Annotated in this window: 13 protein-coding genes; 7 read left to right on the forward strand and 6 right to left on the reverse strand. The window is 73.7% G+C overall.

The features are described 5' to 3' along the window. Positions 1–44: 44 nt before the first annotated feature. Positions 45–518 carry a MarR family winged helix-turn-helix transcriptional regulator gene (locus ACR68M_RS06145; RefSeq protein ID WP_441249400.1) on the reverse strand — a complete coding sequence of 158 codons (474 nt, stop codon included), beginning with the start codon at positions 516–518 and terminating at the stop codon, positions 45–47. 158 nt (positions 519–676) lie between these two features. Between ACR68M_RS06145 and ACR68M_RS06150 the strand changes: the two genes are divergently transcribed. From ACR68M_RS06150 to ACR68M_RS06175, 6 genes are all read left to right on the forward strand, one after another. Next, a complete protein-coding gene (locus tag ACR68M_RS06150; protein ID WP_441251523.1) occupies positions 677–1183 on the forward strand; it encodes a carboxymuconolactone decarboxylase family protein in 507 nt (168 codons plus the stop codon). A 142-nt stretch (positions 1184–1325) separates the two neighbouring features. Further along, positions 1326–1997, forward strand: coding sequence for a TNT domain-containing protein (locus tag ACR68M_RS06155; protein ID WP_441249401.1), 672 nt, complete (start codon positions 1326–1328; stop codon positions 1995–1997). Positions 1998–2104: 107 nt separating this feature from the next. Next, positions 2105–3037 (forward strand): phosphatidylinositol-specific phospholipase C, encoded by a 933-nt coding sequence (locus tag ACR68M_RS06160; protein WP_441249402.1) that lies wholly within the window; start codon positions 2105–2107, stop codon positions 3035–3037. A 68-nt stretch (positions 3038–3105) separates the two neighbouring features. Next, positions 3106–4269: an alpha-hydroxy-acid oxidizing protein gene (locus ACR68M_RS06165; RefSeq protein WP_441249403.1), complete on the forward strand. Its 1164-nt coding sequence runs from the start codon at positions 3106–3108 to the stop codon at positions 4267–4269. Between the two features lie 123 nt (positions 4270–4392). Further along, complete coding sequence (locus tag ACR68M_RS06170; protein WP_441249404.1) at positions 4393–4941, forward strand: hypothetical protein; 549 nt, start codon at positions 4393–4395, stop codon at positions 4939–4941. A gap of 26 nt (positions 4942–4967) precedes the next feature. After that, the gene (locus tag ACR68M_RS06175) at positions 4968–7163 is read left to right on the forward strand and encodes a bifunctional polysaccharide deacetylase/glycosyltransferase family 2 protein (protein ID WP_441249405.1); all 2196 of its coding nucleotides are present in this window, start codon (positions 4968–4970) and stop codon (positions 7161–7163) included. A 111-nt stretch (positions 7164–7274) separates the two neighbouring features. On the opposite strand, the gene ACR68M_RS06180 is transcribed toward ACR68M_RS06175, so the two are convergent. From ACR68M_RS06180 to ACR68M_RS06190, 3 genes are all read right to left on the reverse strand, one after another. After that, on the reverse strand, positions 7275–8042 hold the full coding sequence (locus tag ACR68M_RS06180; RefSeq protein ID WP_441249406.1) for a class I SAM-dependent methyltransferase: 768 nt from the start codon (positions 8040–8042) through the stop codon (positions 7275–7277). A gap of 50 nt (positions 8043–8092) precedes the next feature. Beyond that, positions 8093–8842 (reverse strand): tRNA-dependent cyclodipeptide synthase, encoded by a 750-nt coding sequence (locus tag ACR68M_RS06185; RefSeq protein WP_441249407.1) that lies wholly within the window; start codon positions 8840–8842, stop codon positions 8093–8095. 130 nt (positions 8843–8972) lie between these two features. Next, a complete protein-coding gene (locus tag ACR68M_RS06190) occupies positions 8973–9338 on the reverse strand; it encodes a hypothetical protein (protein WP_441249408.1) in 366 nt (121 codons plus the stop codon). Positions 9339–9527: 189 nt separating this feature from the next. On the opposite strand from ACR68M_RS06190, the gene ACR68M_RS06195 reads away from it, so the two are divergent. After that, on the forward strand, positions 9528–10499 hold the full coding sequence (locus ACR68M_RS06195) for a threonine/serine dehydratase (protein WP_441251524.1): 972 nt from the start codon (positions 9528–9530) through the stop codon (positions 10497–10499). Here ACR68M_RS06195 and ACR68M_RS06200 read toward each other — a convergent pair. Both ACR68M_RS06200 and ACR68M_RS06205 read right to left on the reverse strand, forming a co-directional pair. Then, on the reverse strand, positions 10485–11015 hold the full coding sequence (locus ACR68M_RS06200) for a PadR family transcriptional regulator (protein ID WP_441249409.1): 531 nt from the start codon (positions 11013–11015) through the stop codon (positions 10485–10487). The two genes, ACR68M_RS06195 and ACR68M_RS06200, sit on opposite strands and share 15 nt — an antisense overlap. A 52-nt stretch (positions 11016–11067) precedes the next feature. Next, complete coding sequence (locus tag ACR68M_RS06205) at positions 11068–11517, reverse strand: hypothetical protein (RefSeq protein ID WP_441249410.1); 450 nt, start codon at positions 11515–11517, stop codon at positions 11068–11070. Positions 11518–11635 lie beyond the last annotated feature (118 nt).

Below are 11635 nucleotides of genomic sequence, written 5' to 3' on the forward strand. Positions count from 1 at the left end.
CGACCGGCCCATTGTCGGTCAACAGACCGTCACCCGACACGCCGTCAGCCGCCGAACCACGCTGCCGCGTCGAGACCGAGAGCCCCGCGCGGGGTCACCGTGGCGAGGTCGTCCTCCAGCTCGGCGAGGCGTGACTCGCCGAGCTGGGCGGCCCAGCGGGCCCGCAGCTCCGAGAAGATCACCGCCGAACGGCCGAGCATGTCCACCCCCAGCGGGGTCAGCCGGACGAGCTTGCGCCGCCCGTCCGTGGGGTCGTCGGCCCGCGCGACGTAGCCGAGTGCTTCCAGCCGGTCGACGGTCTTGCCGGCGGCCTGCTTGGAGACACCGAGCCGCCGCCCGATCTCCGTGGCCGTGGCGCCGTCGAGGCCGACGGCCTGCAGCGCGAAGCCGTATGCCGGGCGCACCTCCGGATGACCCTGACGGGCCAACTCGGCGTGCAACTCGTCGATGAGGGAGCGGAATCCGGCGAAGAGCAGAAGTGGTAGCTCGTACCCGGGGCGCCCGGGGCGCTCAGTCACGGTCACCCCGACCCTTGCCGATATCGTCAATCTGGTTTACGGTTTCGTCAATCACATTGACGAGTTTACCCCGTCAGCACACCTGTCCAAGGAGCCCGGACGTGTCCCCCTTTGCTGCCCTGACCCCCGAGACCGCCCCCGCCGCCGCCCGCCGGGCGATGGAGGCCACCACCGCACACCTCGGCTACCTCCCGGCGCCGGTCGCCCGACTGGCCCACTCGCCCCAGCTGCTCGACGGCTTCCTCAAGCTCAGCGCCCTGTTCGAGACCACGACGCTCACCCCGCTCGAACGCGAGACCGTCATCATGACCATCGCGACCCGCAACGCCTGCCACGTGTGCGTGGCCATGCACACCGGCAAGCTGACCTCCCTCGGCGCGAGCCCGGCGCTGATCGAGGCCCTGCGCACCGGGCAGCCGCTCTCCGACCCGCGACTGGAGACGCTCCGCCGCTTCACCCTCGAAGTCGTCGCCACCTCGGGCGCGGTCGCCGACGCGCCGCTCAAGGCGTTTCTCGGCGAGGGCTACACCGCGCAGCAGGCCCTGGAGGTCGTGCTCGGCATCGGCGCCTACACCATGTCCACCCTCGCCAACCGCCTCACCCGGGCGCCGCTCGACCCGCAGCTCGCCGCGTTCGCCTGGGAGGACCCGACCGCCGACGCGTGAGGGTGACAGGTCATCAGATCGGGCGACGGGAATCCCGTGATCGGTTGACGCGGCAAGGACAAGGCCGCTTGAATGATCACCGTCCGTGTCTGATCAGCCACGCCCGGCACCCGCCGGAGGGCGGCCTGCGAGAGGGAGCTTCATGGGGATTCGACGAGCGTTCGCGGCGGTCGGGGCGGCGGCGGCCGTACTGGCCGGCACGGTGACGGTCGGGGCGGCACCCGCCTCCGCCGTGGGCGTCACGGCCACCAGAGCCACGACCGTGGCCCTGGACCAGTGCTCGGCGGAGTACTTCAAGGGCGACAAGCGGCTCGGCCCGGAGCAGCTGCCCGTCCTCGGGCGGGTCGGGGTCGAGCTCTGGGGCTACCAGCGCACCGGCCGGCTGTCGGAGCAGGCCTTCTTCGACACCTACTACGACTCGGCCGCCGGCTCCTGGAAGTACCCCCCGCAGAACGGCTACGTACTCACCCCGGACGGCAACCCGGTGGAGATCCAGCAGACCCTGCGCCCCGGCCAGCGGATCGACCGTTTCGGCAGCGAGTACGGCTCCTTCCTCGCCCCCGAGGGCCTGCCGTACGCGACCCGGTCGATCCCGCCGCAGAGCCTCGACGGCACCCCCGCCGCCGCCTGCAACTACCACGACTACCAGGTGCTGAAGCCCTTCACCGTCGACGCCGGCCCGATCGCGCCGTGGTTCGGCCAGCCCGGCTACGGCTGGCAGTACCAGCTGGACGCCGCCCTGCTGCCCGGCGGCCCGGAGCGGCTGAACGTCATGTGGCTCGTCGACAACGGGTACCTCTCCCGGGTCTCCTGACAACTCGGCGGATCGGCGGGCAGGTTCGGGCCGCACGGGCCTGTACCTGTCCGCCTGTTGCTGCTGATAATGCTCATGGCAACCGGGCCGACGGGCGGGAGCGGAGCATGGGGAACCACTCGGACATCGGGAGCTTGAGCCGTCGGACGGTGCTACGGACAGGGCTGCGGTCGGCGCTCGCGCTCGGCGTCGGCGCAGCCTGGTCCGGCTACGGCTCGGCCACGCCGGCCCAGGCCGCCCAAGTACCCGCCGGTACGGACTGGTTGGGTGCACTCGGCGCCGACACATACCTCTCGCGGCTGACCGTCCCCGGCACGCACGACACCTGCTCGCTCTACGGCGGCCCGATCACCCAGACCCAGACCCTCTCGGTGCCCGACCAACTCGCGGCCGGGGTACGGTTCTTCGACATCCGCTGCCGAGCGATCGACGGGGTGTTCGCGATCCACCACAGCTCGTTCTTCCAGCACATCTTCTTCGGCGACGTGCTCAACCAGTGCCAGGCGTTCCTTGCGCAGCACCCGCAGGAGACCGTCCTGATGCGGGTCAAGCAGGAGTACTCGACCGTCTCGGACCAGGACTTCGGCACGATCTTCGCCGGGTACGCGGCCGCCAGGCCCGGCCTGTTCTGGACGGAGGACCGCATCCCCCGGCTGGGCGAGGTGCGTGGCCGGGTGGTGGTGCTCGCCGACAACTCCGGTGTGCCCGGCATCCCTTGGGGCGGCGCGCGGACGGACATCGAGGACGACTATCAGATCGGCACGGTCTTCGAGATCGCCTCCCGCAAGTGGCCCGAGGTCTCCGCACACCTCGACGCGGCCCGAGCCGCGACCGACCCGCAGCGGCTCTTCCTCACCTTCACCAGCTCCTCCGGCTGGGGCCTCTGGCCCGCGCAGGCCGCCGACGCCATCGGCCCCCGGCTCACCGGCTACCTCGCCGGGCTCGACCACAACGCCCGCCCGGTGCTCGGTGTCGTGCCGATGGACTACGTCACCGCCGCCTCCGTCCGTCCGCTCTACGCTCTCAACTTCGGCGGCTGACCGGATGACCGGATGACCGGATGACCAGCCGACCGGCCGGCCAGGGAGAACAGGGAGAAGGGAAACCGATGGCGCAGCAGTTCGGCGACTACCAGCTGGAGATCTACCTCGGCGGCCTCGGCGGGGTGGTGCCCGAGCTGCCGATGAGCTTCGCGGAGCTCGCCGCACGGGCCGAGGCGGCGATGTCCCCCGGGCTGTGGTCGTACGTCGCCGGCGGCGCCGGGGACGAGCACACCCAGCGGGCGAACGTGACCGCCTTCGAGCAGTGGGGGCTGATGCCCCGGATGCTGACCGGCGCGGCGCAGCGCGACCTCTCGCTGGAGCTCTTCGGGCTGCGGTTGGCCACACCGCTCTTCATGGCGCCGGTCGGGGTGGTCGGGCTGTGCGCGCAGGACGGGCACGGCGATCTCGCAGTCGCACGGGCCGCCGCACGGACGGGCGTTCCGATGGTCGCCTCAACGCTCTCGCAGGACCCGATGGAGGTGGTCGCCAAGGAGTTCGGCGCGACCCCCGGCTTCTTCCAGCTCTACACCCCGGCCGACCGCGCCCTCGCCGAGAGCCTGGTCCATCGCGCCGAGGCGGCCGGCTTCCGGGGCATCGTCGTCACCCTCGACACCTGGGTCACCGGCTGGCGGCCACGCGACCTGAGCACCGCCAACTTCCCCCAGCTGCGCGGCCACTGCCTCACCAACTACACCAGCGACCCGGTCTTCCGCCGCTCGCTCGCCCAGCCCCCGGAGCAGGACCCGGCCGCCGCCGTCCGGCACTGGGCCGGCACCTTCGCCAACCCGCTCAGCTGGGCCGACCTCCCCTGGCTGCGCTCACTCACCTCCCTGCCGCTGATCCTCAAGGGCCTCAGCCACCCCGAGGACGTCCGCCGCGCGAAGGACGCCGGCGTGGACGGCATCTACTGCTCCAACCACGGCGGCCGCCAGGCCAACGGCGGACTCCCGGCGATCGAGACCCTCCCCGACGTGGTGGCCGCCGCCGACGGCCTCCCGGTGCTCTTCGACTCCGGCATCCGCAGCGGCGCCGAGATCGTCAAGGCCCTCGCCCTCGGCGCCACCGCCGTCGGCATCGGACGCCCCTACGTCTACGGCCTCGCCGTCGGCGGCGAGGACGGAATCGTCCACGTCCTCCGCTCCCTCCTCGCCGAGACCGACCTCCTGATGGCCATCGACGGCTACCCCACCCTCGCCGACCTCACCCCGACCGCCCTCCGCCGCCGCTAGCCCGGCCGGCCGGCCGGTCGGCCCGGTGGGACGCCGGGGCGCACCGATTCGTCACCTGATCTCCGCGAAACCCCCAGCCCAAGGCAGTGACGGAATCGAACGCCGGGGCGCTGGGCAAGTGAGATGAGGATCAACACAGACCCCGGCCCCGACACCGTCGTGCCCGGAAACCCCCCGGGTCGGCCGCCCCGACGGCTCACCCAGCCGACCGCTCCGGTCTTCGTGGACAGCTCCGGGCGGCGGCAGCGGCGCGTCCGGCGGCTCGGGCGCCTGCTCGCCGTCCCGGCCGTCGGCTACCTCGGGCTGCTCGTCAGCACCCTGCTCGGCGGGCCGACCGTCGCCTCCCCCTTCATCCCGCTGCCCGCTCCCCCGGCCTCGCAGGCGCCCGCACCGGCCGACAGCCGGTCGGCCGCGCCCCCCGTCGCCGCAGGCGCGGAGCCACCCGCCGCGCCCGACACCACCGCGACCGCCCACCGCAGCGCCGCAGCCCGGACGACACCCGGCCACCCGCCGGGCACCCCCGGTGCGAGCGCCGCACCGAGCGAACCGACCACCTCGGCCGCCCCGACGACCGGCACGACCGCCACGCCCGGCAAGCCCACCTCCCCACCGACCCCGGGCCCCAGCCGCACCCACCCGCCGCACCCCAGCCACCAGCCGTCACACACCTGAGCCCAGGCGGACGAAAGAGCACCCCCGTGTCCCACTCCCGCCGCAAGGCACCCGCCCGCGCCCGCGCGCTCACCCGCTCCGGACGCCGTGGCAAGGTGCGGCAACTGCCGCTGCGCACCCACTGGCTGCTGCTCACCACGCTGGTGCTGACCCTCTCGGCCGCGCTGCTGATCCAGGGCTACACCCAGCACATGTTCGGCTCCACCCCGGACGGCGCCGCCGACCACACGGGGTCGTCCGCCGCCGTGCCGAGCCAGGTCGCGCACGGCGGGCCGGTGATCGACAGCGCGGCCGACCCGGCCCGGACGGCCGCGCCCAGGCCCGGAACCATCGCGCTGACCTTCGACGACGGCCCCGACCCCCGCTGGACACCACAGATCCTGGACGTGCTGCGCCGCAACGGCGTGCACGCGACCTTCTTCGTGGTCGGCACCCAGGTCGCGGCCAACCCGGACCTCACCAGGCGGATCGTCGCCGAGGGCCACCAGCTCGGCGTCCACACCTTCAGCCACCCCGACCTCGCCGGGCTCCCCTCCTGGCAGCGGTCGATGGAGCTGCGCGAGACCCAGCTGGCGATCGCCGGTGCGACCGGCGTCACCAGCGCGCTGCTCCGCCCGCCGTACTCCTCCGGCAACGACTCGCTGCGTGACGCCGACTGGCAGGCCGTCCGGCAGGCGGGCCGCGAGGGCTACCTGACCGTCCTCACCACCCAGGACAGCGAGGACTGGAGGAAGCCGGGCGTCGACCGGATCATCGCCGGCGCCACCCCCGCGCCCGGCACCGGACAGGTGCTGCTGATGCACGACGCCGGCGGCGACCGCTCCCAGACCGTCACCGCCCTCACCACGCTGCTCCCCCGGCTCCGGGCGGCGGGCTTCCACTTCGCGACCGTCTCCGACGCCGTCGCCCTGCCCACCGCCAACCACCCGGCCTCCACCTCCGAGCACTGGCAGGGCCTCGCGCTGATCGGGGTGCTGCAGGCCAGCGGCTGGGGTCTGCGCGCGCTCGGGTGGCTGCTGTACGCAGCGGGCGCGATCAGCCTGCTGCGCGCCGTCGCCGTGCTGGTCGCCGCCCGGCGGCACCGCCGCCTCCGGGACGCGCCCTGGGGGCCGCCGATCACCGGCCCCGTCAGCGTCATCGTCCCCGCCTACAACGAGCGGGCGGGCATCGAGGCCGCCGTACGCTCGCTGCTCGCCTCCGACCACCCGGTCGAGATCCTCGTGGTCGACGACGGCTCGACCGACGGTACCGCCGACCTGGTCGAATCCCTCCGGCTGCCCGGTGTCCGGGTCCTCCGGCAGCAGAACGCCGGTAAGCCGGCAGCGCTCAACACCGGTCTGCGCGCAGCCTCGTACGAGCTGGTGGTGATGGTCGACGGCGACACCGTCTTCGAGCCCGACGCCGTACGGATGCTCGTCCAGCCGTTCGCCGACCCGAGCGTCGGCGCCGTCTCCGGCAACGCCAAGGTCGTCAACCGGGGTGGCCTGCTGGGGCGTTGGCAGCACATCGAGTACGTCATCGGCTTCAACCTGGACCGCAGGCTCTTCGACCTCGCCCAGTGCATGCCGACCGTGCCGGGGGCCGTCGGCGGCTTCCGCCGCTCCGCCCTGCTGCGGCTCGGCGGCGTCAGCGAGGACACCCTCGCCGAGGACACCGACCTCACCATGGCGCTCTGCCGCGCCGGTTGGCGGGTGGTCTACGAGGAGCGCGCCAAGGCCTGGACGGAGGCCCCCGCCTCGCTAGGCGCGCTCTGGAAGCAGCGCTACCGCTGGTGCTACGGCACCCTCCAGGCGATGTGGAAGCACCGCAGCGCGCTCGGACAGCGCGGCCAGTCGGGCAAGCTGGGCCGCCGGGGGCTGCTCTACCTGCTGATGTTCCAGGTGCTGCTGCCGCTGCTCGCCCCCGCCGTCGACGTGACAGCGGTCTACGGCCTGGTCTTCCTCGACCCGGTCCGGATCCTGGGCCTCTGGCTCGCCTTCCTGGCCCTGCAACTCGCCATGGGCGTCTACGCCTTCAGGCTGGACAAGGAGCGGCTCGGCCCGCTCTGGAGCCTCCCGCTCCAGCAGTTCGTCTACCGGCAGCTGATGTACCTGGTGGTCATCCAGTCCGTGGTCACCGCGATTGCCGGGTCCCGCCTGCGCTGGCAGCGGATGGAGCGCTACGGCTCGCTCCAGGTGCCCGCCGGGGCACCGGCGATGCAGCACGAGGAGGTGACGCGATGATCAGGCACCGGATGGCTGCCGTACTGCGGGCCTCCTACCTGCGCGGACGGACGGCGCTCGCCCGCTGCATCGCAGCCGGTGGGCGGCGGACCCCCTGACCCCGCCGGTCCGCTACGCCCCGGCGGTGTCGGGGCGGGTGAAGGGGCGGGTGAAACGGACCAGCTGGTAGACCGGGTCCGGCCGGGGGCGGTCCTGGTCGGGGAGGGCCTGGAGCCGGGCGCAGAGTTGCGGGAGTTCGTCGGTGCGGGCCGTCCAGGGGAAGCGGCCCGCGAGCAGCTGGGTACGCCAGGCGCGGGGAGAGCGGCCCTGGCCGAGGCCGGCGAAGGTGGTCCGGGCGGTGCGGGCCAGCCCGAGCCGGGTGGCCAGCTCCGTCAGGACGGGGAGCGCATCCGCGCGGGGCTCGGTGCAGGCCGCCCGGACGGGCACGATCAGGTCGGCGACGTCACTGTCGGGGACGAAGGCGGCGTCGTTCTTGTCGACGGTGGTGACGAGCGCGCCACCGGGGCGCAGGATGCGGGCGGCCTCGATGAACGCCGCCTGGGCGGTCGGGCCGTCCAGCAAGTGGAGCAGCCAGATCAGGACGGCCGCGTCGACCGACGCGTCCGCCAGCGGGAGACGGGTGGCGTCGGCGAGTTGGATGCGGCCGGGCAGGCGGGCGGCGGCGAGGGCCGCCATGCCGGGTGACAGGTCGACACCGATGACCTCCCGACCCGGGCGCCGCAGCCGGGTGGTGACGATGCCCGTACCGCAGGCGAGATCGGCCAGCACTGCGACGCCCGGCGGCAGCAGGGTCTCCAGGGCCTCGGCTGTCGCCTCGGCCCTGGCGTCCCCGCCCCTGGTCCGGTCGTAACTGGCTGCTTCGTCGTCGTAGTTCAGCACCCTCCCATCCTGCCGCAGGCCACCTCGGCGCCGGTCGGCCGGGGGCGCCGCTACACCGCTGCCGGGACGACCGTTAGGTAGCCCTGGGTCAGCTCCGGGGTGCAGGCGAGGCGGCGTTCGAAGAGGTCACGGAGGAAGCGCGGGGTCTGGTGGTAGCAGAAGACGGACTCCGCGACGCCGGTGAGGCCCGGGGTGTCGAGGAAGAGCGGCAGCTCACCGAGCAGGTAGCGACCGGCGGTGAGCAGCTGGGCGTCGCTGGGGGCGGTGCCGGGCGGGAGGCGGCGTTCGAGCACCCAGTTGCCCGCCGCCAGGCAGGCGGAGCGGAAGCCGGGATCGCTGTCGAAAAGGCACCGGGCCTGTTGGTGCAGGTCGGCGTAGCGGGGGTGGTCGGCCAGGGCGGTGGAGGTCAGCACCCGGGAAGCCGGGTCGGGGACGCCGAGTTCGTGCAGGGCCGTGGTGATCTTGTTGTGCAGGTGCTGGCCCTGCCTGCGGGCCTTGAACGCGGCACGCTCCGGCGGGTAGCCGACGGCTTCGAGGGTGTGGGCGGCCAGCGAGTCCGGCAGGAAGAAATGCACCTGGTCGAACGAGCCGAGCGCCCAGCGGGCGAGCTCGGCGATCCGCCGGGCGTGGAAGTAGCCGTTGAACGGGCTGATGCCGACACAGGCGTGCGCTCGCCGGGCGGCGAGCCGGGCACAGCCGGCCGTCAGCGCACGGACGGCGAACGGCGCGGCTGCGGGGGCGGAACCGCCCAGGGCAGGACCGTCCAGGGCGGGCGGGGTGTGGACTGCGGACGAGGTCATGCGGAGGCTCCAGGCTGTCGGGCCACCGACGGACGCCGGTGGCTGGCTTGCCGACGCGCGCGGGCAGGCGGCGTCGGCCCGTGGCCGGCGGGGTTGTCCCGTCCGGCCCGGGTGCAGCGCTGGTGCGGTCTCAGGTACGGCTCACGCAGATGCCCGTGAGGGTGGCGCGCCCGCCGCTGGGGCGCGGCGGTGGCAGCCCGGGGGCCACCCCGGCGGCGACCGACGGGCCATCGGCGGTGGCACCGGGCACCGGCCCGCCCTTCGGGCCCTCCGGCCCCTCGGGCGGGACGTGGCCCGGCGCGGCGTAACTCGCACCCGGCGTGGCACAGCAGTCGGCGGACGCGGGTACGGCAGGAGCACAGCGGGCCGCCGCAGCCGCCCCAGCCGCAGCCACCGGGAGCCCCGACCCGTCCTGGTGCTGCTGCGCCCGGTGGCCGTGGCACTCCCCCGGCCCGGCCCCGAGGAGTGCGAGCAGCCCGAGGAGCACGGCCGCCACGACGGCCGCTCCCCGACGCCTGCCCGGAACTCCCATATCAGGAACAACGCCGGGCTCCGGGCCGCCGTCCCCGACACCCCGTCATCCGATCAGGTGAAAACTCCCTGCCGCTCAGCACCCCCACCAGCCACGGCGAGCAGGGAGAATCGAGCGGTGAACGTTCCCGAGCCGCCCCTGGAGGCCTCCCCCGTGCACGAGCTGACGTACGCCGACATCGAAGCCGCCGCCACCCGGATCGACGGCCGGACGAGGCCCGTCGCGCTCGCGCCGACCGAACCGGGCGCGTTCGGCACCCCCGGGAGCGCGCAGGCCTGGCTGGCGTTGGAGTACCTCCAGCACACGGGCAGCTTCAAGGCCCGGGGCGCGCGGAACTTCCTGGCCGCGCACCGCGAGGCCGGGACACTGCCGGGGGCCGGGGTGACGATCGCCTCCGGCGGCAACGCGGGGCTGGCCTGCGCCTGGGCCGCCCGGCAGCAGGGCGTGCGGGCCACCGTCTTCCTGCCGACCACGGCGCCGCCGGTGAAGGTCGCCAAGCTCCGCTCGTACGGGGCGGAGGTACGCCTCGTCGGCACCGAGTACGCCGAGGCGCTGGCCGCCTGCGCGGAGCACTCGGCCGCGAGCGGTGCGCTGGCGAGCCACGCGTACGACCACCCGCTGATCGCCGCCGGGGCGGGGACGCTGCTGGGGGAGATCCGCGAGCGGCTCGCCGGGCTGGACACGGTGATCGTCTCGGTCGGCGGTGGCGGCCTGTTCGCCGGGGTGGCCACGGCCGCGCGGGAGCACGGGGTGCGGGTGGTGGCCGTGGAGCCGGAGGGCAGCCGGGCGCTCCACGCGGCCATCGAGGCCGGGCGGCCGGTCGACGTGCCGGTCGCCTCCGTCGCCGCGGATTCGCTCGGCGCCCGGATCACCTCGCGGACCGCGCTGGCGGCGGCGCAGCACGACGGCGTGCAGTCGGTGCTCGTACCGGACTCGGCGATCGTGGCGGCCCGTCAGGCTCTCTGGGACGACCGGCGGATCGCCGTCGAGCACGCGGCGGCCACCGCGCTCGCGGCGCTCACCCACGGCGTGTACCGGGCCGACGCCGGGGAGCGGGTCGCCGTGGTGCTGTGCGGCGCCAACACCGACCCGGGCGACCTGGGGGCCGGGTCAGACGTCGGCTGACCCGGCCAGTGCCTGGGTGAGCCACTCGACCCAGAAGGTCTCCAGCTGGATGCCCGCCTGCAGCACCATGTGCTGCAGGCGGTTCTCCGTCTCCACCTTCGCGGCGGGGAAGTCGCGCTCCTCGATCTCCAGGTACTCCGCCAACTGGGCGCGATGGAGGGCGAGATGGCGGCCGAGCTCGGCGTCGAGGCCGTGCATGCCGACTGCCGCCGCCGCGCGCAGACGCAGCAGCAGCGGGTCGCGGATGGGCTTCGGGTCCTGGGGTTCGCCGACCCAGGCCGTCAGTTCGGCGCGCCCGGCGGGGAGCACTTCGTACTCCTTGCGGCCGCCCCGGGCGGGTCGGCCGGGCACGGCGCGGATCAGGCCCGCCTTCTCCAACTTGCCCAGCTCGCGGTAGATCTGCTGGTGCGTGGCGGACCAGAAGAAGCCGATCGAGCGGTCGAAGCGGCGCGTCAGCTCCAGCCCCGAGGAGGGTCGCTCCAGGAGGGCGGTGAGGATGGCGTGCGGCAGCGACATGTGTCGCATCCTACGGTCCCCACCAGCCCTCCCGGGCGGGACGTGCGCCGGCTCAGAACGTGCGCTGGGTGAACCAAGTCGCCTGGCTGGACGGGTCGCTCAGGTCGACCGTAGTGCCGGAGAGGCGTCCGTCGGCGCCCCTGACCCCGGTGTAGCGGCCTACCGGCCCGTTGTTCCAGGTGATGGTGAAGTAGATGTGCTCACCGTCCACCAGTGCGCCGTCCTGGAGGGTGCCGACCATGTCGCCGGAGGTGGCGCTGCCGTAGAGGTGCCCGTTGCCGTCCTGCGACAGGTTGACCCGGGCGTTGCTGCCGTTGCTCTGGTAGAGATCCCAGACCCCGCCTGCGTAGAACCCGGCCGCCCGGACGGACTGCACCGCCCTCGGCGCGGCAGTGACAGCCGCTGCGCCCGCCGGGGCGGCGAGGCCGCCACCGGCGAGCGTGAGCAGGACCGCGACGGCTGTCGTGGTGAGCAGTTTGGGCGTACGGCGTGGAGCGGACATGTGCCCTCCCAGGGCGTCAGGCCGGTCGGCTCTGTCAGGTCGTGCACGAAACCTCGCAGGCAGGACTACCCGTCCGCTCGGCGCCGAACCTCGCGTTCACTCGAACGAGTACCTGCGG

It is taken from the genome of Kitasatospora sp. McL0602, assembly GCF_052076145.1.
Lineage (GTDB): Bacteria > Actinomycetota > Actinomycetes > Streptomycetales > Streptomycetaceae > Kitasatospora.

What these genes read in the sequence shown, in the direction of transcription:
- ACR68M_RS06150 (WP_441251523.1), top strand. Translation starts at nt 677, where the DNA reads ATGGAGGCCACCACCGCACACCTCGGCTACCTCCCGGCGCCGGTCGCC.
- ACR68M_RS06155 (WP_441249401.1), top strand. Translation starts at nt 1,326, where the DNA reads ATGGGGATTCGACGAGCGTTCGCGGCGGTCGGGGCGGCGGCGGCCGTA.
- ACR68M_RS06160 (WP_441249402.1), top strand. Translation starts at nt 2,105, where the DNA reads ATGGGGAACCACTCGGACATCGGGAGCTTGAGCCGTCGGACGGTGCTA.
- ACR68M_RS06165 (WP_441249403.1), top strand. Translation starts at nt 3,106, where the DNA reads ATGGCGCAGCAGTTCGGCGACTACCAGCTGGAGATCTACCTCGGCGGC.
- ACR68M_RS06170 (WP_441249404.1), top strand. Translation starts at nt 4,393, where the DNA reads ATGAGGATCAACACAGACCCCGGCCCCGACACCGTCGTGCCCGGAAAC.
- ACR68M_RS06185 (WP_441249407.1), bottom strand. Translation starts at nt 8,842, where the DNA reads ATGACCTCGTCCGCAGTCCACACCCCGCCCGCCCTGGACGGTCCTGCC.
- ACR68M_RS06200 (WP_441249409.1), bottom strand. Translation starts at nt 11,015, where the DNA reads ATGTCGCTGCCGCACGCCATCCTCACCGCCCTCCTGGAGCGACCCTCC.
- ACR68M_RS06205 (WP_441249410.1), bottom strand. Translation starts at nt 11,517, where the DNA reads ATGTCCGCTCCACGCCGTACGCCCAAACTGCTCACCACGACAGCCGTC.